Origin of the sequence: Rhizobium sp. TAL182, assembly GCF_002117725.1 — a bacterium.
Taxonomy (GTDB): domain Bacteria; phylum Pseudomonadota; class Alphaproteobacteria; order Rhizobiales; family Rhizobiaceae; genus Rhizobium; species Rhizobium esperanzae.
In genome coordinates this window covers 3,331,217-3,357,614 of record NZ_CP021024.1, presented here as the reverse complement: position 1 = coordinate 3,357,614, position 26,398 = coordinate 3,331,217, and the positions used below count along the sequence as shown (strand labels likewise).

The 26,398-nt window shown below is 60.6% G+C and carries 22 protein-coding genes and 1 pseudogene; 8 read left to right on the top strand and 15 right to left on the bottom strand.

From position 1 onward, the window contains the following. Positions 1 to 71: 71 nt before the first annotated feature. Genes Tal182_RS16995 through Tal182_RS16975 form a run of 5 tightly spaced genes read right to left on the bottom strand, consistent with a single transcriptional unit; the run spans position 72 to position 5,520 of the window. Entirely contained in the window at positions 72 to 1,058 is a 987-nt protein-coding gene (locus Tal182_RS16995) for an oligopeptide/dipeptide ABC transporter ATP-binding protein (RefSeq protein ID WP_085860175.1), read from the bottom strand. Beyond that, positions 1,051 to 2,052, bottom strand: coding sequence for an ABC transporter ATP-binding protein (locus Tal182_RS16990; RefSeq protein ID WP_085860174.1), 1,002 nt, complete (start codon positions 2,050 to 2,052; stop codon positions 1,051 to 1,053). Before Tal182_RS16990 ends, Tal182_RS16995 begins: the two co-directional genes overlap by 8 nt. Before the next feature lies 1 nt (position 2,053). Continuing rightward, the gene (locus tag Tal182_RS16985; RefSeq protein ID WP_085860173.1) at positions 2,054 to 2,971 is read right to left on the bottom strand and encodes an ABC transporter permease subunit; all 918 of its coding nucleotides are present in this window, start codon (positions 2,969 to 2,971) and stop codon (positions 2,054 to 2,056) included. Beyond that, a complete protein-coding gene (locus tag Tal182_RS16980; protein ID WP_064811016.1) occupies positions 2,968 to 3,891 on the bottom strand; it encodes an ABC transporter permease subunit in 924 nt (307 codons plus the stop codon). The genes Tal182_RS16985 and Tal182_RS16980 overlap by 4 nt, the downstream gene beginning before the upstream one ends. Before the next feature lie 48 nt (positions 3,892 to 3,939). Continuing rightward, positions 3,940 to 5,520 carry a peptide ABC transporter substrate-binding protein gene (locus tag Tal182_RS16975; protein WP_085860172.1) on the bottom strand — a complete coding sequence of 527 codons (1,581 nt, stop codon included), beginning with the start codon at positions 5,518 to 5,520 and terminating at the stop codon, positions 3,940 to 3,942. A 285-nt stretch (positions 5,521 to 5,805) separates the two neighbouring features. Here Tal182_RS16975 and Tal182_RS16970 point away from each other — a divergent pair, with 285 nt between their 5' ends. Beyond that, complete coding sequence (locus Tal182_RS16970) at positions 5,806 to 7,527, top strand: alpha-glucosidase family protein (protein WP_085860171.1); 1,722 nt, start codon at positions 5,806 to 5,808, stop codon at positions 7,525 to 7,527. A gap of 22 nt (positions 7,528 to 7,549) precedes the next feature. Here the strand turns inward: Tal182_RS16970 and ade are convergent, their stop codons facing one another. Beyond that, on the bottom strand, positions 7,550 to 9,247 hold the full coding sequence (gene ade, locus Tal182_RS16965; protein WP_064811013.1) for an adenine deaminase: 1,698 nt from the start codon (positions 9,245 to 9,247) through the stop codon (positions 7,550 to 7,552). Positions 9,248 to 9,391: 144 nt separating this feature from the next. Here ade and Tal182_RS16960 point away from each other — a divergent pair, with 144 nt between their 5' ends. Continuing rightward, on the top strand, positions 9,392 to 9,697 hold the full coding sequence (locus Tal182_RS16960) for a TonB C-terminal domain-containing protein (protein ID WP_085860170.1): 306 nt from the start codon (positions 9,392 to 9,394) through the stop codon (positions 9,695 to 9,697). A gap of 59 nt (positions 9,698 to 9,756) precedes the next feature. On the opposite strand, the gene Tal182_RS16955 is transcribed toward Tal182_RS16960, so the two are convergent. Beyond that, positions 9,757 to 10,860, bottom strand: coding sequence for a branched-chain amino acid ABC transporter substrate-binding protein (locus tag Tal182_RS16955; protein WP_064811012.1), 1,104 nt, complete (start codon positions 10,858 to 10,860; stop codon positions 9,757 to 9,759). 464 nt (positions 10,861 to 11,324) lie between these two features. Between Tal182_RS16955 and Tal182_RS16950 the strand changes: the two genes are divergently transcribed. After that, the gene (locus tag Tal182_RS16950) at positions 11,325 to 12,239 is read left to right on the top strand and encodes an HD-GYP domain-containing protein (protein ID WP_085860169.1); all 915 of its coding nucleotides are present in this window, start codon (positions 11,325 to 11,327) and stop codon (positions 12,237 to 12,239) included. A 78-nt stretch (positions 12,240 to 12,317) separates the two neighbouring features. Here the strand turns inward: Tal182_RS16950 and Tal182_RS16945 are convergent, their stop codons facing one another. The 6 genes from Tal182_RS16945 to Tal182_RS16920 all read right to left on the bottom strand — a co-directional run bounded on the left by Tal182_RS16945 (position 12,318) and on the right by Tal182_RS16920 (position 17,976). After that, positions 12,318 to 13,643 (bottom strand): aspartate aminotransferase family protein, encoded by a 1,326-nt coding sequence (locus Tal182_RS16945; protein ID WP_085860168.1) that lies wholly within the window; start codon positions 13,641 to 13,643, stop codon positions 12,318 to 12,320. Positions 13,644 to 13,843: 200 nt separating this feature from the next. Then, complete coding sequence (locus tag Tal182_RS16940) at positions 13,844 to 14,161, bottom strand: metalloregulator ArsR/SmtB family transcription factor (RefSeq protein WP_064684394.1); 318 nt, start codon at positions 14,159 to 14,161, stop codon at positions 13,844 to 13,846. A 108-nt stretch (positions 14,162 to 14,269) separates the two neighbouring features. Next, a complete protein-coding gene (locus Tal182_RS16935) occupies positions 14,270 to 15,019 on the bottom strand; it encodes a pyridoxamine 5'-phosphate oxidase family protein (RefSeq protein WP_085860167.1) in 750 nt (249 codons plus the stop codon). Between the two features lie 31 nt (positions 15,020 to 15,050). Then, on the bottom strand, positions 15,051 to 16,103 hold the full coding sequence (choV, locus tag Tal182_RS16930) for a choline ABC transporter ATP-binding protein (RefSeq protein ID WP_064804161.1): 1,053 nt from the start codon (positions 16,101 to 16,103) through the stop codon (positions 15,051 to 15,053). After that, on the bottom strand, positions 16,100 to 16,945 hold the full coding sequence (gene choW, locus Tal182_RS16925; RefSeq protein ID WP_011426322.1) for a choline ABC transporter permease subunit: 846 nt from the start codon (positions 16,943 to 16,945) through the stop codon (positions 16,100 to 16,102). Before choW ends, choV begins: the two co-directional genes overlap by 4 nt. Before the next feature lie 74 nt (positions 16,946 to 17,019). Next, positions 17,020 to 17,976: a choline ABC transporter substrate-binding protein gene (locus tag Tal182_RS16920; RefSeq protein WP_085860166.1), complete on the bottom strand. Its 957-nt coding sequence runs from the start codon at positions 17,974 to 17,976 to the stop codon at positions 17,020 to 17,022. Between the two features lie 236 nt (positions 17,977 to 18,212). Between Tal182_RS16920 and Tal182_RS16915 the strand changes: the two genes are divergently transcribed. From Tal182_RS16915 to Tal182_RS16905, 3 genes are all read left to right on the top strand, one after another. Beyond that, positions 18,213 to 18,815 carry a thymidine kinase gene (locus tag Tal182_RS16915; RefSeq protein ID WP_085860165.1) on the top strand — a complete coding sequence of 201 codons (603 nt, stop codon included), beginning with the start codon at positions 18,213 to 18,215 and terminating at the stop codon, positions 18,813 to 18,815. A 73-nt stretch (positions 18,816 to 18,888) separates the two neighbouring features. Then, positions 18,889 to 19,962, top strand: coding sequence for a hypothetical protein (locus Tal182_RS16910; RefSeq protein WP_085860164.1), 1,074 nt, complete (start codon positions 18,889 to 18,891; stop codon positions 19,960 to 19,962). 138 nt (positions 19,963 to 20,100) lie between these two features. Further along, positions 20,101 to 21,231 carry a DUF2333 family protein gene (locus Tal182_RS16905; RefSeq protein ID WP_085860163.1) on the top strand — a complete coding sequence of 377 codons (1,131 nt, stop codon included), beginning with the start codon at positions 20,101 to 20,103 and terminating at the stop codon, positions 21,229 to 21,231. An 11-nt stretch (positions 21,232 to 21,242) separates the two neighbouring features. On the opposite strand, the pseudogene Tal182_RS16900 reads toward Tal182_RS16905, so the two are convergent. Beyond that, positions 21,243 to 21,699 (bottom strand): annotated as a pseudogene (locus Tal182_RS16900) (PAS domain-containing protein). Between the two features lie 46 nt (positions 21,700 to 21,745). After that, the gene (locus Tal182_RS16895) at positions 21,746 to 22,471 is read right to left on the bottom strand and encodes a LuxR family transcriptional regulator (RefSeq protein WP_085860162.1); all 726 of its coding nucleotides are present in this window, start codon (positions 22,469 to 22,471) and stop codon (positions 21,746 to 21,748) included. A gap of 463 nt (positions 22,472 to 22,934) precedes the next feature. Here Tal182_RS16895 and Tal182_RS16890 point away from each other — a divergent pair, with 463 nt between their 5' ends. Next, a complete protein-coding gene (locus tag Tal182_RS16890) occupies positions 22,935 to 24,473 on the top strand; it encodes a hypothetical protein (protein WP_245344860.1) in 1,539 nt (512 codons plus the stop codon). Positions 24,474 to 24,618: 145 nt separating this feature from the next. Beyond that, complete coding sequence (locus Tal182_RS16885; protein WP_064811002.1) at positions 24,619 to 26,298, top strand: formate--tetrahydrofolate ligase; 1,680 nt, start codon at positions 24,619 to 24,621, stop codon at positions 26,296 to 26,298. Positions 26,299 to 26,398 lie beyond the last annotated feature (100 nt).

The following is a 26,398-nucleotide window of genomic DNA, read 5'->3' as shown; positions in this document are numbered from 1 at the left end:
CGTTTCGTCGCGAAGGGGACGTGACAAAGCGTTTGGAAAAACGAAGGCCGCTTCATGCGACCCTCCCTCAATCACGGTCTGTCCATATGATAACAGGCGGCCTTCTGGCCGGGCCGGACTTCCTCGGTCGGCGGCATTTCGGTGCGGCAGATGTCGGTCGCCTTCCAGCAGCGGGGAGAGAAGACGCAGCCTTTCGGCGGGTTCAGCGGCGAGGGCGGATCGCCCTGTAGGCGGATGCGGGTGCGCAGGCGCGCGAGCTTCGGATCCGGGATTGGGGCCGCAGAAAAGAGCGCCTGGGTATAGGGGTGGGCGGGATGATCGAAGACGGTGGCGCAGTCGCCTGATTCCACCACGCGGCCGAGATAGAGCACCAGCACATCGTCGGAGATCAGGCGCACGACGGAGAGGTCGTGGCTGATGAAGATCAGCGTCAGGCCGAATTCCTTTCGCAGCCTGCGCAGGAGCGTAATGACCTGGCCTTGGATCGAAACGTCGAGAGCCGAAACCGGCTCGTCGCAGACGATGAGCTTCGGTTTGGTGACGATTGCCCGCGCTATCCCGATGCGTTGCGCCTGGCCGCCGGAGAATTCGTGCGGATAGCGGTTGATCATCTCCGGCACGAGGCCGACGGCGCTCATGATTTCGCGCACGCGCTGGGTACGCTCGGCCTTCGAAAGCTTCGTTTCGAAGACGGTCAGCGGCTCGGCGATGATGTCTCCGACCGTCATGCGCGGGTCGAGCGAGGCGATCGGATCCTGGAAGATGATCTGCATGTCGCGCCGCGCGGCGCGCATTTCCTCCTCCGACAGGTCGAGAAGATTGCGGCCCTGCCAGAGGATGCGGCCCTTCTGCGATTTCAACAGCCGCAGGATCGAACGGCCGAGCGTGGATTTGCCGCAGCCGGATTCGCCGACAACTCCGAGTGTGCGGCCTTCGGCGAGATCGAAGCTGACATTGTTGACGGCGGTAAGGAAGACCGGCGGCTTAAAGAGGCCTTTCGCCGGCAGTTCGAACTGGGTGGTGAGGTTTTCGACCCTCAGCAGTGATCGGTCAGCCATGGTTCAGCAACTCCTCACGGCGTGGAAAGGGATGGTAGCAGGCCGCACAGTGGCGCGGTGCCAACGGTTCGAGGGGAGGCGGACGATCGATGCAATCGTCCTGGACCTGCGAACAGCGCGGCGAGAAATTGCAGCCCTTCGGCAGGTGCTGCAGGTTCGGCGGGCGGCCGGGGATGACGACGAGGTGGTCGACATCCTGGTCCGGGCGCGGGATAGAGGCATGCAGCGCCGCCGTATAGGGATGGGCGGGACTATCGAAGAGTTCGTCGACAGGCGCTTCCTCGACGATGCGGCCGGCATACATGACGGCGACGCGGTCGGCGAGGCCGGCGACGACGCCGAGATCGTGGGTGATCATGATGAGCGCTGTGTTCATCTCCGCCGTCAGATCGTTGAAGAGATCGAGGATCTGCGCCTGGATGGTGACGTCGAGCGCCGTCGTTGGCTCGTCGGCAATCAGGAGCTTCGGCTTGGTGAGCAGCGCCATGGCGATGACGATGCGCTGGCGCATGCCGCCTGACAATTCGTGCGGATAAAGGTGGAAGCGCCGGGTCGGGTCGGGAATGCCGACGCGTTTGAGCATGTCGAGGGCAGCGTCCGATGCGGCGCGCGCCGTCAGGCCGCGGTGGACCTCCAGCTGTTCCGTCAACTGCCGGGAAATCTTCAGCGACGGGTTCAGCGCTGTCATCGGGTCCTGGAAGACCATGGCCATGTCCTTGCCGCGGATCTGGTCGAGCTCGCGCGGTTTCAGCGACAGCACGTCCTTGCCTTCGAGCAGCGCCTGTCCCGCCGTCCTGCCGTTCTTGGCAAGCAGGCCCATGATGCCGAGGAAGGTCTGGCTCTTGCCGGAGCCGGACTCGCCGACGATGGCGATGCGCTCGCCGCGCCGGACGGTGAGATTCATGTTCGAGACCGCTTTCACCTCCCCGTCCGGGGTTGCGAAGGTGATCGAGTAATCCTTGAGTTCGAGGAGGATGTCTTTTTCTTGGAGCATTCTATCGATCCTTCGGGTCGAACGCGTCGCGCAGGCCGTCACCGATGAAAAGCAGGCTGAGCAGCAGGGCGACGAGGAAACTTGCCGGGAAGATCAGCAGCCAGGACATGCTTTCCATCGCATCGGTCCCTTCCGCGATCAGCGTGCCGAGCGAGGTCAGCGGTTCCTGCACGCCGAAGCCGAGATAGGAGAGGAAGCTCTCCGTCGCGATGATCTCGGGCACGGTCAGCGCCGCGAAGATGACGACGGGGCCGACGAGGTTCGGGATGATGTGCTTGACGATGATCTTGAACGGCCGCTGCCCGGATGCGCGGGCCGCTTCGATGAATTCGCGATGCTTGATCGACAGCGTCTGGCCGCGCACGATGCGGGCCATGGTCAGCCATTCCAGCGCGCCGATCGCGGCAAAGAGCAGGTAGACGTTGCGGCCGAAGATCACCATCAGCAGGATGACGAAAAGGATATAGGGAAGCGCGTACATGATGTCGACGAAACGCATCATGATGGCATCGAGCCTGCCGCCGATATAGCCTGAGACCGCGCCATAGAGCACCCCGATGACGACGGAGACGACGGTTGCCGTCAGCGCCACGGCCAGCGAGACGCGGGTGCCGTAGAGCACCCGGGCGAGAAGGTCGCGGCCGTTCGGGTCGGTGCCGAAATAATGGCCGGTCTCGATCGAGGGCGGGATGCGGAAGGCCGCCCAATCCGGGTCCTCGTAGTTGAAGGGAATGAACCAGGGGCCGAGGAAGGCGGCGAGGATCAGCAGCGCCAGGACGGCGATCGAGAGCACGGCGGCCTTGTTGCGCGCCAGGCGACGGAGCGCATCCCTGGTCAGCGAACGGCCTTCGGGCGCCAGACCTTCCGCCTCCAGAAGTTCCTGGGCGAGCAGCTCGCGTTTTGCGGGGTTGAGGATCATCGGTTTCTCACTTTCGGATCGAGCCACGCATAGGCGATATCGACGAGAAGGTTCAGGAATACGATCAGCACCATGTAGAAGATGACCGTACCGAGAACCATGCCGTAATCGCGGTTCAACGCCGCATTGACGAAGTAGCGGCCGATGCCGGGCAATCCGAAGATGCTCTCGACAACGAGCGAGCCGGTGAGAAGGTAGCTTGCTGCCGGTCCGAGATAGGAGACGACAGGCATCAGCGCAGGCTTCAGCGCGTGGCGCATTACCGTCAGCCGCGGGCCGATGCCCTTGGCCTTGGCAGTGCGGATGAAGTTCTGGTTCATCACTTCGATCATCGAGCCGCGGGTTATGCGCGAGATGCGCCCGGCATGGGGCAGGGCCAGAACGACGATCGGCAGGACAAGGAATTTGAGCGAGCCGTCACCCCAGCCGCCAACCGGAAACCAGGCGAGATGGATGCCGAAGATCAATTGCAGGATCGGCGCGATCAGGAAGTTCGGCAGCACGACGCCGATCAGGATGAGGCTGCCGAGAATGTAATCCGGCGCCTTGTTCTGATAGAGCGCCCCGAGACAGCCGACGGTCACGCCGACGAGGATGGCGAGCAGGAAAGCGGCCGTGCCGATCGTGAAGGTATAGGGCAGACCAATCATGATCTGCTGAGCGACGCTAAAATCCTCGCTGGAGAAGGAGGGGCCGAGATCGCCCTTGAGCAGATCTCCGACGTAGAGCAGGTATTGCTGGATCAGCGGCTTGTCGAGATTGTAGTGGGCCGCGAGATTTTTGAGGATCACCGGCGGCAATGGCCTTTCGCCATCGAAGGGGCCGCCAGGAGCGAGGCGCAGGACGAAAAACGAGGCTGTCACGGCGATCCACATGACGGGGATCGTCGACAGCAGGCGACGGAGAGCATATTTGATCATGGTCGTGGGCCGGTCCTTCCCGCAGTGTGCGGGAAGGACCGTTTTCCCTTACTCTTTCATCGACAGCCAGCGCGTGCGGTGGATGTCCTGAATGTTGTCGACGAAGCCTTCGATCTTCGGCGAAACGACGTTCTTCGAGACATAGTAGTAGATCGGCAGGGCGGCGGATTCATCCAGCGCCAGCTGCTCGGCCTTCTTGAAGATTTCGGCGCGCTTCTTCAGGTCCGTCTCGGCGTTGCCGTCCTTGATCATCTTGTCGTAATCGGGATTCGACCAGCGGCCGTAGTTCATCTGGACGCCAGTCACCAGCAGGTTCAGGAAGTTGTCCGGGTCATTGTAATCGGCGAGCCAGCCGGCACGGCCGATTTCCACCTGGCCGCGCTGCATCTGGTCGTAGTGCACCTTGGTTTCGGCGTTGACGAGCTCGACATCGACGCCGAGCGGCTTCCACATGGACGCGATCGCGACGGCGATGCGCTTGTGATTGTCATTGGTATTGTAGCTGAGGACCGCGTGGAGCGGCTTATCTGGGCCGAAGCCGGCGTCGGCAAGCAGCTTCTTGGCCTCGGCGACCTTGTCCTTGTAAGGCAGATCCTTCCAGCTGACATAGGCCGGCTCGCCGTAGTTGGCAGTGCCTGGCGGAACCCAGGAATAGGCCGGCAGTTCGCCGGTGCCGAGGATCTGTGGGCCGATCACTTCGCGGTTGATCGCCATGGAGAGAGCCTGGCGGACGCGCTTGTCGCTGAAAGGAGGCTTCTGCGAGTTGACGACGTAATAATAGAGGCCGGAGAAGGGCGCGACATGCGCCTGGCCCGGCAGGTTCTTCTTCATCCATTCGTACTGGTCGGTCGGGAAGTCGGTGAGGATATCGAATTCGCCGGCGCGGTAGCGCTTCAGCGCCGCTTCCTGATCTTCGAGCACGAAGAACTTGGCGCCGTCGATCTTCAGATCCTTGGTGCCGTACCACTGGTCGTTCTTGACTGTTGTGACGTGCGATCCGGGAACCCATTCGACCGGCTTATAGGGGCCGTTGGTGACGATGTTGCCGATCTTGACCCAATCCTGGCCCTTCGCCTCGACGACATGCTTCGGCAGCGGATAGGCCGTGTAGTGCATCAGCGCATTGAGGAAATAGGGAGTCGGATTTTCCAGGGTGATTTCGAGGGTCTTGTCGTCGATCGCCTTGACGCCGAGCTGGCTGAGATCGGTGATCTCGCCCTTGTTGATCTTTTCGGCGTTCTTGATGGTGAACTGCAGATAGGCGTAGTCGGCGGCGTTTTTCGGGTCGACGAGGCGCTGGAAGGCGAAGACGAAGTCTCCTGCCGTGACCGGCTGGCCATCGGACCACTTGATGCCGTCGCGAAGCTTGAAGGTGTAGACCTTGCCATCGGGCGAAATCGTCCAGCTTTCGGCTTGGCCGGGGACCGGATTGTCCTTGGCATCCTCGGTGACGAGGCCTTCGAAGATGTCGCCGGCGATGCGATTCTCCCAGTCGCCTGAAAGTTTCTGCGGATCGAGTGACTGCGGGTCGCCACCATTGTGAATGTTGAGCGTCGCCGCTTGAGCCGAAAACGCCAGCAATGTGCCAAGCATTGCGGAGGCGAGAAATTTTTTCGCGAAATGGTTCATCGTGGGTCCACCTTCCTAGGCTTTGCGCCTTTATTAGACATTTGTTCCCGGGTTTGACCTTTTACGTGCAGGTCAGTGCGCACCTTATCGCAAAGGCTTTGCGTTGCAACCCCAAATCCGGAGGCTGGTTTGCGGTTGTGGACAAGCCTATATACGGCTCCCTCTTGTTGGATCGCGACGAAGCGTCGCGGCGGTTTCGGCTCCATTCATGACGGCTTCACGTGGTTGTCTTTTGTTTCGTCCGCTTTAGTGTGTCGAGCGCAAACGAGGCAGGAGATGTAGCCGATGGCATTGCAGGCAGACGGGAATGCGGACTGGTGGCGCGGAGCGGTGATCTATCAGGTCTATCCGCGCTCGTTTCAGGACACCAACAGCGACGGGCTCGGCGATCTGAAAGGGATCACCCGCCGGCTGCCGCATATCGCCAGCCTCGGCGTCGATGCGATCTGGCTTTCACCCTTCTTCAAGTCTCCGATGGCCGACATGGGCTATGACGTCTCCGATTATTGCGACGTCGACCCGATTTTCGGCACGCTCGCCGATTTCGACGAGATGATGGCCGAGGCGCACAGGCTCGACATCAAAGTCATCATCGACCAGGTGATCTCGCACACCTCCGACCGACATCCCTGGTTCGTCGAGAGCCGGGCGAGCCGGAGCAATCCGAAGGCGGACTGGTATGTCTGGGCCGATCCGAAGCCCGATGGGACGGCGCCGAACAACTGGCTGTCGATCTTCGGCGGCCCGGGCTGGGAATGGGATGGCGTGCGCCGGCAATATTACCAGCACAATTTCCTGACTTCGCAGCCCGATCTCAATTTCCACAGCGCAGAAGTGCAGGAGGCGGTGCTGGAGACGGTAAAGTTCTGGCTCGACCGCGGTGTCGACGGCTTCCGGCTGGACACGGTCAACTATTATTTCTGCGACAGAGAGCTCAGAAGCAATCCGCCGCACGAGCCCGATACCAGTGATGGGGGCCTTGATGCGCCCGACACCAATCCTTACGGCATGCAGAACCACCTCTACGACAAGACGCAGCCGGAAAATATCGGCTTCCTCAAGCGTTTTCGGGCGCTGCTCGACCGCTATGAAGATCGCACGACCGTCGGCGAAGTCGGCGACGGTGCTCGCTCGTTGAAGACGGTGGCCGCCTATACGAGCGGCGACGACAAGCTGCACATGTGTTACACCTTCGATCTGCTGGGGCCTGATTTCACCGCCGCGCATATCCGCGGCTGCGTTGAAGCCTTCCAGAAATCGGTGACCGACGGTTGGGTCTGCTGGGCTTTCTCCAATCATGACGTCATGCGCCATGTCAGCCGGTTTGCACTGACCGAGGAGGAGCGGCCGGTTATCGCCAAGCTCGCGATCTCGGTACTTGCGGCGCTGCGCGGTTCGATCTGCCTTTATCAGGGCGAAGAGCTCGGACTAGCGGAAGCGGAGCTTGCCTTCGAGGATCTGCGCGATCCCTACGGCATCCGCTTCTGGCCGGCCTTCAAAGGCCGCGACGGATGCCGCACGCCGATGCCCTGGGAGGCCGGCAAGGCGCATGCCGGCTTCACCTCGGCTGAAAAGAGCTGGCTGCCGGTGCCTTACGAGCAGGCTGCGCTTTCCGTGGATACGCAGGAGGACAGCGACAGCTCGGTGCTGCACCACTACCGCCGGACGCTCGCCTTCCGGAAGAGCCACCCGGCGCTGATCGACGGCGAGATGACCTTCATCGGCACCAATCAGGACCTGCTGGCCTTCACTCGCGAAAAGGACGGAGAGAAACTGCTGTTCGTTTTCAACCTGACGCGCAAACCGGCGGAATTCCGCCTGCCTGACGGCATGGCATTCGGAGAGCCCTTGGCCATGCCGGGCTACGAGGCTGTGGACGATGCCGGAACGGTGACGCTTGGGGCGCTGGACGGGTTTTGTGCGCGCGTTGGTGGCCTTTCGAAGCTGCTCGGGAGGGTGCCCGTTGCGAAACCTGTCGAGAGTGAATTGCCGGAGGCCTGGCAGTAAGCATCCCCAACCCCGGCGCTACTCACCCGATAAGCGCGAACTTGTCCACGTCCACCATGCCGCGGTCGGAAATCTTCAGATGCGGGATGACGGGCAGCGGCAGGAAGGCCAGTTGGAGGAAGGGCTCTTCCAGCGTGGCGCCGAGTGCCAAGGCGGCCTGGCGCAGATTGTGCAGCGTGTCGCGCACTGTCTCGTAAGGCTCGATGCTCATCAGGCCGGCGACGGGTAGGGCGATTTCGCCGGTGATCTTGCCGTCCTCAACGACGACGAAGCCGCCCTTGATCTCTCCGAGGCGATTCGCTGCGCGCGCCATGTCGTCCTCGTTGACCCCGACGACGCAGATATTGTGGCTGTCATGGCCGACGGTGGAGGCGATCGCACCCTTCTTCAGGCCGAAGCCTTGGACGAAGCCATTGGCATGATTGCCGTTCTTGCCGTGGCGCTCGATGACGGCGACCTTGATGATGTCGTTGATTAGATCGACCGTCGTCTCGTTGCCCTTGGTCGGCAGGCGGTAGCGGCGATGCTCGGTGATGATCTTGCCGGGCATGACGCCGATGACCGATGTTTCGCCCTCGGCGACCGGCACGCCGAAATGGGCGGCATTGACCGGCCGGGCCTTGACGCTGTCGAGACCGATCGGGGCGACCGGTTTGCGCGTGGCAAAAAGTGCGTCGGTGACACGGCGGCCGGCGGAAAAAACCATCTCTGCACGGCAGCTTTGCAGGCTGTCGAGAACCACGAGATCGGCGCGCCAGCCCGGCGCCACCAGGCCGCGGTCTCTAAGGCCGAAGGCGCGGGCGGCAGAGATCGAGGCGGCGCGGTAGATGGCGAGCGGCTCGACGCCGCTCGCGATCGCCGTGCGAACCATATGATCGAGATGGCCCTGTTCGGCGATATCGAGCGGATTGCGGTCGTCGGTGCAGAGCGCGAGGTAAGGTGAAAGCCGCTCGGTGATGATGGGGATCAGCGCGGCGAGATCCTTGGAGACCGAGCCCTCGCGCACCAGGATGTGCATGCCCTTGCGAATCTTTTCCAGCGCCTCGGTGGCGCTCGTGCACTCATGCTCGGTGCGGATGCCGGCCGAGAGATAGCCGTTGAGGTCGTTGCCGGAAAGAAGCGGCGCGTGGCCGTCGATATGGCCGCCCTGGAAGGCGTCGAGCTTGGCCATGCAGACGGGATCCTTGTGAATCACACCGGGGAAATTCATGAACTCGGCAAGGCCGATCACCTTGGGATGATCGCGGAAGGGCAGCAGGCGCCCGATCGGCAGGTCGGCGCCCGAAGTTTCAAGATGCGTTGCCGGCACGCAAGAGGAGAGCTGGACGCGGATGTCCATGATCGTCTCCAGCGCGGATTTGAGGAAGAATTCGATGCCCTCGGCACCGAGCACATTGGCGATCTCGTGCGGATCGCAGATGGCGGTGGTGACGCCATAGGGCAAGACGCAGCGATCGAATTCATGCGGCGTCACCAGCGAGGATTCGATGTGCAGATGTGTGTCGATGAAGCCGGGAACGACTGTTCTGCCAGATATATCGATCTCGGTCTCGCCCCTATAGTCGCCTGAAGTCCCGACGATGCGGTCGGCGCCGATGGCGATGTCGGAGCGGACGATTTCGCCGGTGACGAGATCAAAGAAGCTGCCGCCCTTCAGCACGATGTCGGCGGGGATACGGCCTACACCCTGGTCGATGAGACGTTCGAGCTTGGTGGTCATGGTCTACCTCTTCGACTGGTTTCTGCTGCTGCAGTGATAAGCGCGGAAAAACTCTTGGTTATATTTCGGGCCGCTTCCGACTTGACCGTGGCAATGCTAGTGAAGCCAGAATACAGATGCTAATTCCCAACTCAAGGTCATGATATGAAAGCAATTATTTCGGCCGCCTGTGCGGCTGTTCTTTTGTTGAGCGGTTGTGAAACGACGAAGACCGCGCAAAATTCGGTTACCTTCAAGACTGACAAATACGGAAAGGTCGCCAGCGTCACGTTGGCAAAGCCGTCTGGAAGCGAGGCTATGGATGCGAGCCTCAAGCGTAGTGTCCTTGCCCAATTCCATACAATCGTTCCAAGACCTCAGCCCGATAGAACCTATAGCCAGCCATTGGTTCTCACTACACCAACCACGCTGGAGGATTACATGCGCGGTGATCTGAAGAAGACGAACTGACGCCCAAATACAAATCGGGCGCCGCAAGGCACCCGATCCTGATTCACGAGATCCGTGAACTACTCGGCAGCGACGATCTTCCCGCCTTCCCACTTGTAGAGCGAGAAGCTCTGCGAGGTCAGGTCGCCGGTCTCGCCGTAGGTGAGCTTGCCGATGGCGGTCGGAACCTCCATGCCGCCCTTCAGAGCAGCCGCGACGGCTTCGGCATCCTCGGCGCTGCCGGCCTTTTCGATGCCGGCTTTCAGAACTTCCACCGCGGCGTAGGCGTTGAGCGTGAAGGCTTCGGCCGGGATGTTCTTGGCGGTAAGCGCTTCGGCGGCAGCCTTTGAGTCCGGATTCTTGGTGGCATCTGACGCATTGGTGAACAGCGTGCCTGCTGCCGCATCGGTGCCGATTGCCCAGAATTCGGTATTCGAGAGGCCGTCGCCGCCGATGATCATCGCGTTGGCGGAGAGGTCATGCAACTGGCGGGCGAGCAGGCCGCCTTCCGGGTGGTAGCCGCCGAAATAGACGATGTCGACCTTTTCGGACTTGATACGGGTGGTGAGCGCGCTGAAATCCTTGTCGCCAGGTGTGATCGCGTCATTGACGACTTCGGTGATGCCGCCGGCATTCAGCGTCGCCTTGAAGGCGTCGGCAAGACCCTTGCCGTAGGCACCCTTGTCGTTGACGATGGCAATGCGTTTGTCCTTGAAATTCTTCAGCACGTATTTGGCGGCGACTTCGGCCTGCTGATCGTCGCGGCCGCAGGTGCGCAGCACGTTGGCGAGGCCGCGCTTGGTGAGGTCGGGGGCTGTGGCGGTCGGGGTGACCATCAGCACGCCGTTTTCAGCCAAAACATCCGACACGGGGATAGCAACGCCCGATGTCACCGGGCCGACGACAAAGCGGATGCCGTCGCCGACAACCTTGTTGGCGGCGGAAACGCCCTGCTTCGGTTCGCCGGCATCGTCGGCCAGTTCCAGCACGACTTTCTCACCGAGAATGCCGCCCTTCTTGTTGATCTCATCGACGGCAGTCTGAGCGCCGTTCTTCACCTGGTCGCCATAGGCGGCGACGGGGCCGGTCAGCGGCGCGATCAGGCCGATGGTGATATCGGCATGAGCAAGGGGCGCAAAGGCCAGTGACGCGACGAGGGCCGCCGTCAATGTCTTGAGGGTCATTGTCTGTCTCCTTGGATGGGGTCGTCGACCCGCGATGATGTGCCGCGCCGGCTTTCCCGATCATTCAACAGCCTCCAGAGGCTGGGCCAAGGACGACCGGTAACGGTGCGATCAGCGAACCCGCCGGACATGTTTGACTCGGGCAGGGCTCATGGCAAGATTTCTAGAAATTTTGCTGAGCTTGCGCAAGTTCATAACAAAATGGAAGGAAATTCGGCCGTTCCGGCCGAAAATTCAGCCGGAACGGATCATTTCCTTCGGTTTTGCATGGTTTTCAGAGGCGAGGCGGCGAATGGTCACGACCTGCCTCCGGACAAAATCACATCCGTAAGGTTGTCTTTAACTTTCCTATTAACCGATAGTTTGGCCAATGGCAGTAGTATCCAGGAGACCCCGAATACCGCCTCATTGAAACAGAGAACTATACAAAGAATTAGATAGACCTATCGGGAAACAGAGATCTGATGCTCAAGCGTATCGACGCCGGTCAGGTGTGTATCGGAATGTTTGTGGAGGTTATCGAGGGCCTGTGGCAGGATCCGTTTTTGTGCAAGCGCAGATTTTCCCTGCGGCGCGAAGTCGATGCTGTAAGAATTCGTAAATGCGGCACTGCCAGCGTCGTCATCAATACCAGCAAGGGGCTCGATACCAACGGCCTGCCGGGCCGTGACGTCGAGATCGACATTCAGGCCGCGCGAGAGACCGTCCAGAAATCAGTGCAGTTGTTGGAAGAGGCTTTCGCAAAGCTGCGAAACGGCGATGGAGTCAGCATAGATCACGTGGCGCCGGTGATTTCGTCCGTCTCCAAGTCGATGGATGAGAACCCCGCGGTGTTCCTGAGCGTCACGCGCCTGAAATCAAAGGACGAGGTAACCTTTTTGCATTCCATTTCGGTGAGCGCGCTGATGATCCTTTTCAGCCGCCATCTCGCACTCGACGAGCATACAATTCAGATGCTCGGCACCGCGGGTTTGCTGCACGATGTCGGCAAGCTTGAAGTTCCGCTTGAGGTGCTGAACAAGACGGGGCCCCTGGAAAAGGATGAGATCGGCTTACTTCGGGGCCATCCGGAGAAGGGGCACGCGATCCTGTCGCGGCAGGAGGGCATGTCGGACATCGTTCTCGACGTATGCCTCAATCATCACGAACGTATCGACGGCAAAGGCTATCCGCGCAGTTTGCCCGCCAGCGAGGTGAGCCTCCACGCGCGGATGGCCACGATCTGCGATGTGTATGACGCCATTACCTCTGTGCGGCCATATAAGGCGCCGTGGAGTGCCAGCCAGGCACTGAAATGGATGTTCGGCGCCGAGGGGCATTTCGATCGCCAGCTCCTGAAAAAGTTCGCACTCTGCCTTTCCGTCGCCTCTGTGAGCTGAGGTTTGCATTTTCAAACGAAAAGACCCGCGAGAACATTGTCCATCGCGGGTCTTTGGTACTGAGCCTCGTGAGCGTCTTCAGATGTTGTTCTGAAGGATGGTCCTCAGCTTGCCGAAGAGTTCGTCGATATGCTGCTTCTCGATGATCAGCGGCGGGGAGAGTGCGATGATGTCGCCGGTCGTGCGGATCAGAAGCCCGCTCTCATAGGCCTTCAGGAAGGCGGTGAAGGCGCGTTTCGTCGGCTCGCCGGCAATCGGGTCGAGTTCGATTGCGCCGATCAGACCGGTGTTCCTGATGTCGATGACGTTGGGGCAGTCCCTGAGCGAATGCAGCGCGTCGGCCCAATAATCCGAAAGCTCGGCGGCGCGGGTGAGCAGACCTTCTTCCTTGTAGGTGTCGAGCGTGGCGAGGGCTGCAGCGGAAGCGATCGGGTTGCCGGAATAGGTATAGCCGTGGAAGAACTCGATCATGTGCTCCGGCCCGTTCATGAAGGCGTCGTGGATCTCGGAGGTGACGAACACCGCGCCCATCGGAATGACGCCGTTGGTCAGCCCCTTGGCGGTGGTGATCATGTCGGGCTTGACGTCGTAATATTGCGCGGCGAAGGGGGCGCCGAGACGGCCGAAGCCGGTGATGACTTCGTCGAAGATTAGAAGGATGCCGTGTTTGGTGCAGATCTCGCGCAGCTTCTGCAGGTAGCCCTTCGGCGGAATCAAGACGCCGGTGGAGCCGGCCACCGGCTCGATGATGACGGCGGCGATGGTGGAGGCGTCATGCAGCGTGACGATGCGCTCGAGTTCGGTGGCGATGTCGCCGCCATGCTCGGGTTCGCCGCGGGTGAAGTTGTTCTTGCCGGGCTGGTGGGTGTGCGGCATGTGATCGACACCGGTCAGGAGCGTGCCGAACATCTTGCGGTTGGCGACGATGCCGCCGACGGAGATGCCGCCGAAATTGACGCCGTGATAACCGCGCTCGCGGCCGATCAGGCGGAAACGCGAACCGTTACCTTTCACGCGGTGATAGGCAAGCGCCACCTTGAGGGCAGTCTCGACGGATTCGGAACCGGAATTGGTGTAGAGGACGTGGTTCATGCCTTCCGGAGCGATATCGACCAGGCGGTTCGCCAGTTCGAACGCTTTGGGATGGCCGAGCTGGAAAGCCGGCGCGTAATCGAGTTCGCCCGCCTGTTCGCGGATGGCTTCGGTGATTTTCGGGCGGCAGTGGCCGGCGTTGACGCACCAGAGGCCAGCGGTACCGTCCAACACCTGACGACCGTCATGGGTGGCGTAATACATGTCCTTGGCGCCGACGAATAACCGCGGCTCCTTCTTGAACTGGCGATTTGCCGTGAATGGCATCCAGAAGGCACGAAGATCGTTCGGTGCATTGAGGCGGTTGGACATGCTGTTCTCCTGGCCGTTGGCGGCCCGTTCCCGGGGGCTTGTCGCCCGAATTTTTACTGCCCGGTCAAATTATCAGGGCTTCCCAACGCGTCAACGAGAAAAGTCCCGACAAAAAAGCACGACCGGCAAATCGCGAGATTTGCCGGTCGTTTAGAGTTCAGCTGCTGGAATAGCGGCCAACGCTTATGTCAGCGCTATCATCAGGCTGCGGATCTGCTTCTGCTCGGAACAAGGTAGATGTCTTCGAGCGTCGCCAGGATCTTCATGACAGGCTCGGAAGTACTCGAATAGTAGATGGTCTGGGCGTCGCGGCGGGTCTTGACCAGCTTCTGCGCGCGCAGTTTCGAAAGGTGCTGTGAAAGCGCCGACTGGCTGAGGCCGACTTGTGTGGCAAGTACGCCGACGGCGACTTCGCCCTTCACCAGGCTGCACAGGATCAGCAATCTTTTGGGATTGGCCATGGCTGACAATAGTGCTGCCGCCACATTCGTGTGGTCAGCCAAATCGGGGGTTTCCATATTGTTATCTTCCTAATGCGAAACGTACATCATCTATCTGATAAGGGCTGTCTGCCGGAGCCCGCGGCAAAATTAGCAACTGGGCTCGAAGATTGTATATACCTAAATTTAAGGTATCGAGTATGCTATTTTAGATATGTTTGAACAAATGTGATCGGAATCCACAGCGAGCGTTTCGAATTCGTATCGCAGCAAAAAGTCGCCGGAAATGATCTCAAAACCCGCCGGATCGATGCCGCAGATGCGCCAAGAAGCCGATTTCGGGGCTTTTAAGCGCGCTGCAAGGGCTTCCGTCACATCGGGATGGCGTTCTACTAAATCTCGCACTGTTTCGGCCGCTTTGGCGGCGATCTCTTCGTTTGCCGGTGACTGGATGATGAGATCCCCTCCGTCGAGATGGTAGGCTCGGCCGAAGCCGGCATTGAGGCTCGCCTGCTCCGGTTTGAGACGGAAGAAGAGGAAATCGGGGAAATCGATATAGAGATTTGCCTTGGGATGGCGATCGAGAAAACGGGTGCGAATGCGCTCGTGGAACCGATGACCATGCTCAATCGGCTCCGCCATGCATTGGGTCGTCAGCCGGCTATGGGCAAGCGGATCGCCCTTGCCGGGCTCGCCGGCCAGCAGCGAGGCGCGCGGGTCTCTTGCGAGCGCCTTTGTGTGAGCCGAAAGTTTCGAAACCAGGATGACGGGGGCGCCGTCGATATCGGTGGCGAGGAGGACCCGGCTGGCAAAGGGAAAACCGGTGTCGGGATCGAGAACGGCGATCGCCGCGTACCGTGCGGAGCGCAACAGCACACGGGCGAGCCTGCGGGCCTCGTCGTCGGTTTCGCGTAAGGGCGACGGCTGATCTTTCATATCCGCTTTGTGGCAAAGCGGATCGAAAACATCAAGCGTCCTCCTTGCGGCGATGGCGCGTGAGGCCGGCGACGATATCCTGGGCGGTGATGGTGCCGATGACCGTACCGTTTTCCACGATGCCGATGCTGCCCGGCTGACGGGCGAGCACGTCGAGGACATCGACGAGCGGGGTTGCGGCACGGGCCGTGGCGCTGACGCTCATGCCGGCGGCCGTCTGGCCAAGGCCGGGCTGCATGACGTCAGCGGCGGTCAGCATGTTGATCGGATTGAGGTTCTGCACGAAGTCGGCGACATACTGGTCCGCGGGGTTCTTGACGATGTCGTGCGGTGTTCCGCACTGAATGATCCGGCCGCCCTCCATGATGGCGATGCGGTTGCCGATGCGGAAGGCCTCGTCGAGATCGTGGCTGACGAAGAGAATGGTCTTCTTCAGCCGCCGCTGGAATTCCAGGAGTTCGTCCTGCAGGCGGGTGCGGATCAGCGGGTCGAGCGCCGAGAACGGCTCGTCCATGAGCAGGATCGGGGCGCCGGTGGCAAAGGCGCGGGCAAGGCCGACACGCTGCTGCATGCCGCCTGACAGTTCGTTGACCTTGCGGTTCGCCCATTTCGTCAGGTTGACGAGTTCGAGCTGCTCACCGACGCGGGCCTTGCGTTCGGCCTCCGGCATGCCGGCGAGTTCGAGACCGAAGCCGACATTTTCGGCGACGGTGCGCCAGGGCAGGAGAGCGAACTGCTGGAACACCATGGAGACGGTGTGGGTGCGCAGTTCGCGCAGCGCCTTGGCATTGCATTTATAAGGGTTGACGAGGCCGGTGGTCGTGGAGACCGCGACGTCGCCGCGCACCACGGGAGCGAGCCCGTTGACGGCGCGCAGCAAGGTCGACTTGCCCGAACCGGAAAGGCCCATCAGCACGAGGATCTCGCCTTCCTCGATCGTCAGCGAGGCATTGGCGACGCCCAGCACCAGGCCGGTCGCGGCGCCGATCTCGTCACGCGTTTTGCCCTGGTCGGCCATGGCAAGGGCGGCTTCCGGCCGATCGCCGAAGATAATGCTGACATCCTTGAAGCTTACCGCGGTCATGCGCCGTCTCCTTCACCCGCCGTGCGGAACATGCGGTCGAGAATGATCGCCAGGATGACGATACAGAGACCGGCTTCGAAGCCTTTTGCGACATTGACGGTGTTCAGCGCACGCACGACCGGCACGCCGAGACCATCGGCGCCGACGAGTGCGGCGATGACCACCATCGACAGCGACAGCATGATGGTCTGGGTGAGGCCCGCCATGATCTGCGGCGCGGCGAAGGGAAGCTCGACCTTGCGCAGCACCTGCATCGGCCGCGCGCCGAAGGCGACGGCGGCTTCGACGAGCGAGGGCGGCGTCGAGATGATGCCGAGGCGCGTCAGCCGGATGGGGGCGGGGATCGCGAAGATGACGGTCGCGATCAGGCCCGGAACCATTCCGAGGCCGAACAGGATCAGCGCCGGGATCAGGTAGACGAATGTCGGAATGGTCTGCATCAGATCAAGTACCGGGCGCATGGCGGCATAGACCCAGGCGCGGCGGGCGGCCGCGATACCGAGTGGAATACCGATCACCATGCTGACGAAGGTGGAGGCGAGCACGAGCGCGAGCGTCTCCGTCGTCTCCTTCCAGTATCCTTGATTCATGATGAGCAGCAGCCCAAGGCAGGTAAATAGCGTGATCGCGATCGACCGCCGCAGCCAGAAGGCGAGTGCGGAAATGACCGCGATGACGATCAGCGGATGCGGCTTTTGCAGCACGAGGAGCAGGCCGTCGATGACGTGCGACAACAGAAAGGCAAGCTGGTTGAAGAACCATTCGCCATTCGAGGTCAGCCAGTCCACGAAGGATTTGGCCAATGGGCCGATGGGAATCTTAGAGTCGGTGATCCAATTCAAGAGCGCGCCTATCCAGAAAAAACTAACAATCGGACAAAAATGAAGCAGGGCGGCGAGCCGCCCCGTTCATGTGATCAAAGGCCGAGACTGGTCTTGGCGGCCGCCAGCGCGTCGCCCTTGCCGTCGCGGGTCTTGACGCCGGCGAGCCAGGGCTCGAGTGCCGACGGGTTGGCCTTCAGCCATTCGGTAGCCGCGGCTTCCGGCTCCTTGCCGTCGTCGAGGATCTTGCCCATGATCTGGTTCTCCATGTCGAGGGAGAACGTCAGGTTCTTCAGCATCGCGCCGACATTCGGGCATTCGCCGAGGTAGCCGGCGCGGACATTCGTGTAGACCTTGGCGCCGCCGAAGTCGGGACCGAAGACGTCGTCGCCGCCTGTGAGGTAGGTCAGCTTGAAGTTGGTGTTCATCGGATGGGGTTCCCAGCCGAGGAAGACGACGGGCTTGCCTGCTTTCTCGGCGCGAGCGACCTGGGCGAGCATGCCCTGTTCGGAGGATTCGACAACTTCCATATCCTTCATGCCGAAGGTGTTCTTTTCGATCAAATCCATGACGAGGCGGTTGCCGTCATTGCCGGGTTCGATGCCGTAGATCTTGCCGTCGAGATCGTCCTTGTGGGCGGCGATATCCTTGAAGTCCTTGATGCCGAGCTCTGCACCTTTGGCGTTGGTGGCGAGCGTGTACTTGGCGCCGACCAGATTGGGGCCGAAGGATTCGACCGACTTGTCATCGATATAGGGGCGGACGTCCTTTTCCTGTGTCGGCATCCAGTTGCCGAGGAAGATGTCGATGTCCTTGTTCTTCAGCGAGGTGTAGGTGACCGGCACCGAGAGGACCTTGACGTCGGTCTGATAGCCGATGCTTTTCAGGACGACGGAGGCGGTCGCCGTCGTGGCGGTGATGTCAGTCCAGCCGACGTCGGAGAAGTGGACGGTGGAGCAGCTGTCGGGATCGGTGGCGAAGGCGGCGGTCGCAACGGAGAGGGCGGCGACGGCAGTTGCAGTGACGAGTTTGAATGTGCTTGTTGTTTTCATTTTAGACTCCCAGTCTTTAGGTCCCCAAGCCAATCACCAATAACCCAGTTTGACAAGCGACCTCAGTGTGTTTGCGTCGTATCGACGGGTGCGATTGCGACGTCTGCAGATTTTTCGCAGTCGCGGGTTTTCGCGGCTTTCGGCCGGTTTTGGGCGTCAATTCCTGTGATTATCACCGTTGCGGGGCTTTTCTTTGCCAATCCGAGCTTTCAATAAGCTGATCAAGGAGAAATCGGATGGCAAAGCTCTATTTCAACTACTCGACGATGAACGCCGGCAAGTCGACGATGCTGCTGCAGGCCTCCTATAATTATCAGGAGCGCGGCATGCGTACGGTGCAGCTGATCGCCGCCTTCGACGAGCGCGCCGGCCGCGGCGTCATCGGCTCGCGGATCGGGCTGGAGGCGAGCGCCATTCCCTTCGAACCGGACGAGGATCTGTTCCGACTGGTCATGACGCTGAGCGGCGAAGGGGCGCCGATCTCCTGCGTCTTCGTCGACGAGGCGCATTTCATGACGCCCCTCCATGTCTGGCAGCTTGCCCGCATCGTCGACCGGCTCGGTATCCCCGTCATGGTCTACGGGCTGAGGACGGATTTTCAGGGCAAGCTGTTTCTGGCCTCACAGGAGCTTTTGGCGATCGCCGACGAAATGCGCGAGGTGCGGACGATCTGCCACTGCGGGCGTAAGGCGACGATGGTGGTGCGGCTGGACGCGCAGGGAAAGGTGCTGCATGAAGGGGCGCAGATCGATGTCGGCGGCAATGAGAAATATGTCTCTCTCTGCCGCAGGCACTGGGACGACGAAATGAACGGGGCCTGGATCGCCGAGCCTGTGTGAGGCGATGAAAGGGCCGGTTTTCTTCGGCGTCTGGAGCGGCTAGCTTGGGTAGGAGATTCTCCGGGGAGATCAGGTGCGCAAACCTCCGCCATTCGACAGCCAGTACGAAGCCGCAGGCGGCCTTGCCGAAAAGATTGCGGCCGAGGGAGCCTATTGCGAAGCCTGCATCCGCGGCTTTGACAGCGACGAAACGCGGTCGGCCGACGAGGTTTTTCTCGAACAGAATGCGCGCTTCCAGACCCATATCGCCGATGGCGCAGCGCTTGATGCGTTGCTTGCCGAACTGGTCTTTACATTGGACCGGATGACGGCGGAGGTTTCGGCCGATCTCGATAGTTTCCGCGGATTGACGCTGCGCGAGAAAATGGCCGGCTGGACATCGCGCCAGAGAATGTGGCGCATGTATACCGAACGCGTGCGCGAGGCGCCGGTCATCGAGCGGCTGCTCGACCTCCTGGCAAAATCGGACGCGCTCGCCAAGCTGATCGTAAGCCAGCGCACCTCGATCATCGAACGCCACAAGATAGCCGAACACGGTCTCGTGGGCATTGTCGAGCAACGGCGCCGGCTGGTCGATTCCATCGATATCGCCCGCCTGAAAATGAAGGAGCTCAATGCCAAGGCGCTGACGACCCAGGGCCGCATCGGCGTCTATGGCAACAGGGCGCACTGGGAGCAGATGGAGGCAGAGCGACGGGCGTTGAAGGCAGAGGCCGAGCGAATTTCGGCGGAGGAGCACGAGATGCGGGACGACAGTCAGCGGCGCGAGCGCTTCATCGGCCTGTTCCAGGCTTTCGTCGATTCGTTGAATGGCCGGATCGGTGCCTGCAACGTCTTGCTGCGCAAGCTGATGATCGATGTCGAGGAGCGGCTGATCATCTATCAGGCGCAGGTCGATACCGACCGGCCGGGCATGAAGGTCAGGATCAAGCCGGAACTCTTCGCCGATATTGCGGCCCCGATCAGGCTGTTCGAGAAGGGCATGCTGGTCGCCCAGGATCTGGAGCGGCGCAAGAGCCGGGCCGACCTCGACGTCGCCGGAAAATTTCCGGCCTATGGCGAGCCGGCATCGGAAACGCCGGGAGCGCCGCTCATCGATACGGCGCGCGGGTCCTTCCGCTTCAGGTTGCCATTCCTGCGTTCCTAATCCGTGCCCCGCGCCGTCCGCGCTGCTTTCATTCGTAAAAATCGAGGCGCTCGTGTTGTGCTCGGCCTGACGAGCGCATATGTGGATGCAGCGGGGCGGCGATGTCCCGGTGTTCGCCTCGCCTGACAGGAGACGACGATGCTTGACCGGATAGCCGGTTTTTTCAGGCTGATCGGCCAGACGATCGGCCGCTGGGCCCGCCTGTTTTTCGCCTGGGCCTTCTGGCCCTTTCTTGCCGCGCATGGCTGGTACCAGCGCCGGAGCTGGCTGATCCGGCTGCCGATCATCGCATTCGTGGCGCTCTTCGCCGTACTTTACGGCTATTTCTTCTGGCAGACGCAGGTCTGGTCGAACTTCAACACCGCCTTCGTCGACCAATACCGGTTTTCGGAACGCAAGATTGCTGCCGGGCAGGAACTGCCGTCCGCCGAGAGCGCGAGCGGAGCGGCCACCAAGACCTGTCAGCGCTCAGCCATTGTCGATGTCACGGCTGACCTTACCGATTTCAACGTCAACCAGAACGCATGGATTTCTTCCATGCTGCTCTACAAAATGGGCTTCTTCGGGATCGACTGGGATCACACGCCCTTCCTCGACAACAAGGCCTCATTCCAGCGCGGCATCAACCAGGCAGTCCGGCGTACCTCGGCGGAGCTTGTCGATACACTCGGGCGCGTGCGCGGCACGTCTGGCATCAACAACGATCTGCAGAGCGCGCGCGGCAATCTGCAGTTCGACGAATATAGCTGGTATTTCGGGCTCAATCCCTTCGGGCCTAAAACGCCGACGCCTTCCTACTACCGCTCGGCGATCGGCAGCCTACGCAAGTTCAATACTGATCTGTCCGCCTGCAACGTTATTTTCGACGGCCGCGCCGACAATCTGATGCAGTTCATTGACCGCATCGCAAACGATCTCGGCGCCACCTCCGACATGCTCGCCGAGCGCTCGGAACACCATAATCGCGGCTGGTTCGACACGCGTGCCGACGATCGGTTCTGGTTCGCCTACGGCCAGCTTTATGCCTATTACGCCATCCTGACCGCTGCGCAGGCGGATTTCTCGCAGGTGGTGCAGGAACGCAATCTCGGCGCGATCTGGAGCGGCACCACGCGGCAGTTCCAGGCGGCACTGCGCATCCAGCCCTCGATCATCTCGAACGGCCGCGAAGACGGCTGGATCATGCCGAGCCACCTCGCGACCATGGGCTTCTATATCTTGAGGGTGCGCTCGAACCTCGTCGAGATCCGGTCGGTGCTCGATCGTTAGAGCGTTGCGCGTCAGCGGCGCGCCGCATGATCCTCGAAGCCAACGACGCGCAGCTTCTCGACGAATTCATAGGTGACGCCGACGATGCCGCCGCCGCTGGCATCGTCACGGAAGCGGCCGATGCACCAACTTGTAACCGCCGAGCCGGTTGTCAACGCGATAGACGAAATGGAAGCCGACGCCGTGAAGGCTTGCCTCCTCGAAGGTCTGGGCGATCAGGCTGCGGTCTTCGGTGTGAATGCGAGACATCAGTTCGGCCAGATTGATCAGCCGGTCGCTATAGGGGAGATCGAAGATCGCGTGCACATCCTCGCTTGCAAAGAAATGTCCGGTTTCGATGTCGATGCGCCAGAAGCCGAAAAGGCGATAGGCAGCAACCATCTGAACGATTTCCGCATCGGTGATGCCGATATGGGCGCGGGACTGTGCTATCTTGTCGACGACAGGCTGTTCGAAGCGAAGAGACACGATTCCCCCAATTCACGGGATGACGTGCAGACCCTCTTCTGATTTTTCAGCTGATCAGCTTCAATCGAATTGCTTTTGCTACCAACTGGGTGCGATTGACGCAATCGAGTTTTTTGATCGCATTGGTCATATAGGCATTCACCGTATGATCGGAGAGCGTCAGGATCTGGCCGATCTCGATCGAGGTCTTGCCCTGTGCCGTCCAGCGCACGACTTCAAGTTCCCGCGCCGACAGCGCATTGTGCGCATTTTCCTCGTTGCGCCTGACCGCATTGAATGCGTCGAGGGCATGCAGGATGATGATCGCCAGCTCGTTGACCTCGCTCTGGCCGAGCGCCGCACGTTCGCCGCAGAACCAGAAGACCAGGCGCCGGCCATCGACTGCAATGGTCGGCATGGCAACGCCTGCAGGTATCGCATGGCGCAGCATCAAGGCGCGCAGCTCGGCCGGAAAGGCCTGTCCATTGACGGCATCGTTGAGGTGCCAGGCCTGCGGCACAGCCGACTCCCTCAACCGTACGCCGAAAGGGCAACCACGCATCATGTTGGCGCGATCGAAATCTCTGATATAGGCCGCGGGAAGCGAGCTTTCGATCAGCAGCGGTTTCAGGAGGAGGTCTTCGGGCGAGGGAGCGTGCATCAGCGTCGCATAGGACAGTCCGAAGGCCGCGGAGACTCTCCCGAGTCCTTGTGCAAACAGGCCGCGTGTTCCTGCAACAGCAAGTTCCGCCGAAAGCAACGACTGTCTTTCAGAGGTGGTCATGTAAGACATTTTTACGCCCCGGCAGCCTCAATGTTAACGCTATCAAATACACAAACACTGCCGGATGCTAGCCCCAATTGCCTTATCTCAAGCCAATTAGGTCGAAAGGCGCAGAAATAGTCACGACTGCGCGCGCCCCGGTTGAGTTGCGGCCTGTGCAAGTAGCGTTGTGGTATCTTTGACTTCTGCTGCGGCGGGACAGCTGTGGATACCGCCTGCTCCGGGCAGGAAGAGAATCACGCCGGAAGAGCCTGGGCGCCGAGAGGCGCCGAAAACTGGCTTGCTGCGGCACGATGCAATTGATAGGCGTATTAACATGTACAACTGAGGCGATTTAATCGTGCGCTTTGCATTCTGCCTGCATTTTAAGCATCTGTTTTCTCTGGCAATACTTGCTTTTCTTTTGTTGACCTTGCCGATCGATGCCGCGACCTCGCAGGCAGCCGGGCCGAAGGCGGCAGGGCAGCCGCCGATGCGCTTCATCCTCGTGCACCATCTTCTCTGCATGAAGGACTGTCCGGGATGGATATCGGCAGAGGGACGCATAACCTCCGACACGCCCGCGCAACTGCGAAAAATCCTCAAGACGATCGGTAACCGAAAGCCGCCGATCGTCTTCCGTTCTGAGGGCGGTGATGTCGATGCCGCCTATGCGATGGGCCGGATGATCCGCAAAGCGGGTCTGGAAACGGCAGTAGGCGGCACCAGGCTGAAGGATTGCCCGCCGGACGATCTGCGCTGCGCTGCCGCCATCTCAAAGGACGGGACCGCGCTTGGTAACACCTATTCGGACGGCGCATATTGTTTTTCCGCCTGCCCGCTGGCGTTTGCGGGCGGTACGTCGCGTGTCGCGTCGCAATGGGCGTTCATCGGTGTTCACCAGATCACGACGATCTATAACAGGGTGCGCGTTTCCTACCGTATCGAATACAAGATCGTGAACGGCAGGAGGAAAGAAATCTCCCGCAAGGAAGTCGGACGCAAATCGGCCGGGCAGAGCAGCTCCACCAAGCTCGGCAAGAAGGCCAGCATCGCCCTAATGGCCTATTTGAAGGAGATGGGGGTCGATAAGGATCTGGTGGATCATATGATGAGCGCCAAGCCGGACAGCATCAAGATCGTGCCGCCCGCAGAGGCAATTCGAATAGGCCTCATGACCGGCATGCTGTCTTACAGCGAGTGGCCGGGAATGCCGCTTTGCGCACCGGATGCAGCCGCCGAGGCTGTCTGCCACGGACATCGGGCGGTCAAGACGTCTGCGGCTGAGGCGCCGGTATCCGAGACGCCCGTGCAGAATGCGTCCGCAGGCGCAAGCGAGAGCCTGCCGAAAACACGGCCCATGGATTTTCTCCTGATGTCCAATGGCAATTGTCGGGAGGAGTGCACACAATGGATTTCCGCGGATGGAGACATCACGCCGGATACGCCAGCTCAGCTGGAAGCGATCTTGAAGACGCTCGGCGAAAGGAAACTCCCGATCGTCCTTCAGTCCAATGGCGGGGATATGGACGCGGCTTTCGCTATGGGGCGTATGGTCCGTGCTGCAGGTCTGGAGACCTCGATCGGCAGAACGCAGTTGCCGAATTGTCCAAAGCAGGACCCGCGTTGCAAAGCCGGCACCGCCGAAAGCGGGCTGACCGAAGGCGAAGTCTTTACCAGTGGTGCGTATTGCCTTTCGACCTGTACTCTTGTCTTGATGAGCGGAGCGCCGCGGACCGCCGGATATTCAGCCATCGGCCTCGTCAGACCCAAGACGACTGAATATGCGAAATTCATCGGCTATTTCGATGAGATGGGCGTCAGTGCCGAGCCATACCAGACGATGATGCTCGAGACGGCAATCGATCAAGCGATTATGCTTCCCTCTCAAGCGTTCAAGCTTGGCGTCATCAATGGCATCATTCCTTATGATGAAGAGCCCGGCTTGCATATCTGTGGGCCAGAGGCGAAGGAAAGTCTCCAATGCCCGACAGCGCCGCGCGTCTTACCGGATGCGAAAGGGGCGCAGTAACATTTTGAATCTACGTATCGTGCTTTCCCATGATCCAGCGCGGCGGCCGCATGGCGAGCGCTATTCACAGCATGCCGATATTTCGCTATCCCAGTCGCGAGGACAAGCGCTTTCGCGCATGCGAAAGGCCGGGACGGGGACATCCATGCCATCCATCAAATCCGATATTGAAATCGCGCGCGCCGCGGCCAAGAGGCCGATCTTCGAGATCGGGGCAAAGCTCGGCATCGCGGCCGAGCAGCTCGCCCCCTATGGTCACGACAAGGCAAAGGTCAGCGCCGAGTTCATCGCGGCGCAGGCGGTCAAGAAGGACGGCAAGCTGATCCTTGTCACGGCGATCAATCCGACGCCGGCGGGCGAAGGCAAGACGACGACGACCGTCGGCCTCGGCGACGGGCTGAATCGGATCGGCAAGAAAGCGATCGTCTGCATCCGCGAGGCGTCGCTCGGTCCCTGCTTCGGCGTCAAGGGCGGGGCGGCCGGCGGCGGTTATGCGCAGGTTGTGCCGATGGAAGACATCAACCTGCATTTTACCGGCGATTTCCATGCGATCACCTCGGCCCACAATCTGCTGGCTGCGATGATCGACAACCACATCTATTGGGGCAACGAAGAGAATATCGACATCCGCCGCATCACCTGGCGGCGTGTCATGGACATGAACGACCGGGCGCTGCGCAGCATGGTCTCCTCTCTCGGCGGCGTCGCCAACGGTTTTCCACGCCAGGGCGGCTTCGACATCACCGTCGCCTCCGAAGTGATGGCGATCCTCTGCCTCGCCACCGATCTCAAGGATCTGGAGCGGCGGCTCGGCGACATCATCATCGGCTACCGCTTCGACAAGACGCCGGTGCATGCGCGCGATCTGAAAGCCGACGGCGCCATGGCCGTGCTGCTAAAGGATGCAATGCAGCCGAACCTGGTGCAGACGCTGGAAAACAACCCGGCCTTCGTGCATGGCGGCCCGTTCGCCAATATCGCCCATGGCTGTAATTCGGTGACGGCGACGAAGACGGCGCTGAAGCTCGGAGAGTATGTCGTGACGGAAGCGGGATTCGGGGCCGATCTCGGGGCTGAAAAATTCTTCAACATCAAATGCCGCAAGGCCGGGCTGAAGCCGGACGCGGCCGTCATCGTCGCGACCGTCCGGGCGCTGAAGATGAATGGCGGCGTGAAGAAGGAGAATCTCGGCACGGAGGACGTCGCAGCGCTGAAGAAGGGCTGCGCCAATCTTGGCCGGCACGTTGCCAATGTGCGCCGCTTCGGCGTGCCCGTCGTCGTCGCGATCAATCATTTCGTCACAGATACCGATGCGGAGATCGCGGCGGTGAAGGAATTCGTCTCGCGGCTCGGCGCCGAAGCGATCCTCTGCCAACATTGGGCCAAAGGTTCGGCCGGCATCGAGGAACTGGCGCATAAGGTGGTGGAACTGGCCGAATCGGGTCAAGCGAAATTCCAGCCGCTCTACGGCGACGACATTTCGCTGTTCGAGAAGATCGAGATCGTCGCCTCGAAAATCTACCATGCCGGCGAGGTGACCGCCGACAAGGCGGTGCGCGATCAGTTGCAGACATGGGAGGAGCAGGGCTACGGCAAGCTGCCGGTCTGCATGGCGAAGACGCAATATTCCTTCTCCACCGATCCGAACCTGCGCGGCGCGCCGGAAGGCCACATCGTTTCGGTGCGCGAGGTGCGGCTTTCAGCCGGCGCCGGCTTCGTTGTCGCCATCACCGGCGAGATCATGACGATGCCTGGCCTACCGAAATCGCCCTCAGCGGAACGGATTTTTTTGAATGAGCAGGGTTATATTGAGGGGTTGTTCTGATTAGGCGTGGGGAAGGGACGGGATGCGGCCTCTCGATCCTGCCTTCTCCCGAGGGTAGAAGAGGATATGCCGCACCGTCTCCGTTCCCCGCCAGTTCTCG

Coding starts and splice junctions, on each gene's coding strand:
- choV (WP_064804161.1), bottom strand. CDS start 16,103: ATGACCGCGGTAAGCTTCAAGGATGTCAGCATTATCTTCGGCGATCGG.
- Tal182_RS16935 (WP_085860167.1), bottom strand. CDS start 15,019: ATGAAAGATCAGCCGTCGCCCTTACGCGAAACCGACGACGAGGCCCGC.
- Tal182_RS16885 (WP_064811002.1), top strand. CDS start 24,619: ATGCCATCCATCAAATCCGATATTGAAATCGCGCGCGCCGCGGCCAAG.
- Tal182_RS16950 (WP_085860169.1), top strand. CDS start 11,325: ATGCTCAAGCGTATCGACGCCGGTCAGGTGTGTATCGGAATGTTTGTG.
- Tal182_RS16895 (WP_085860162.1), bottom strand. CDS start 22,471: ATGTCTTACATGACCACCTCTGAAAGACAGTCGTTGCTTTCGGCGGAA.
- Tal182_RS16975 (WP_085860172.1), bottom strand. CDS start 5,520: ATGAACCATTTCGCGAAAAAATTTCTCGCCTCCGCAATGCTTGGCACA.
- Tal182_RS16940 (WP_064684394.1), bottom strand. CDS start 14,161: ATGGAAACCCCCGATTTGGCTGACCACACGAATGTGGCGGCAGCACTA.
- Tal182_RS16985 (WP_085860173.1), bottom strand. CDS start 2,971: ATGATCCTCAACCCCGCAAAACGCGAGCTGCTCGCCCAGGAACTTCTG.
- Tal182_RS16990 (WP_085860174.1), bottom strand. CDS start 2,052: ATGCTCCAAGAAAAAGACATCCTCCTCGAACTCAAGGATTACTCGATC.
- Tal182_RS16915 (WP_085860165.1), top strand. CDS start 18,213: ATGGCAAAGCTCTATTTCAACTACTCGACGATGAACGCCGGCAAGTCG.
- Tal182_RS16995 (WP_085860175.1), bottom strand. CDS start 1,058: ATGGCTGACCGATCACTGCTGAGGGTCGAAAACCTCACCACCCAGTTC.
- Tal182_RS16920 (WP_085860166.1), bottom strand. CDS start 17,976: ATGAAAACAACAAGCACATTCAAACTCGTCACTGCAACTGCCGTCGCC.
- Tal182_RS16980 (WP_064811016.1), bottom strand. CDS start 3,891: ATGATCAAATATGCTCTCCGTCGCCTGCTGTCGACGATCCCCGTCATG.
- Tal182_RS16970 (WP_085860171.1), top strand. CDS start 5,806: ATGGCATTGCAGGCAGACGGGAATGCGGACTGGTGGCGCGGAGCGGTG.
- Tal182_RS16960 (WP_085860170.1), top strand. CDS start 9,392: ATGAAAGCAATTATTTCGGCCGCCTGTGCGGCTGTTCTTTTGTTGAGC.
- Tal182_RS16905 (WP_085860163.1), top strand. CDS start 20,101: ATGCTTGACCGGATAGCCGGTTTTTTCAGGCTGATCGGCCAGACGATC.
- Tal182_RS16955 (WP_064811012.1), bottom strand. CDS start 10,860: ATGACCCTCAAGACATTGACGGCGGCCCTCGTCGCGTCACTGGCCTTT.
- Tal182_RS16890 (WP_245344860.1), top strand. CDS start 22,935: ATGCGCTTCATCCTCGTGCACCATCTTCTCTGCATGAAGGACTGTCCG.
- ade (WP_064811013.1), bottom strand. CDS start 9,247: ATGACCACCAAGCTCGAACGTCTCATCGACCAGGGTGTAGGCCGTATC.
- Tal182_RS16945 (WP_085860168.1), bottom strand. CDS start 13,643: ATGTCCAACCGCCTCAATGCACCGAACGATCTTCGTGCCTTCTGGATG.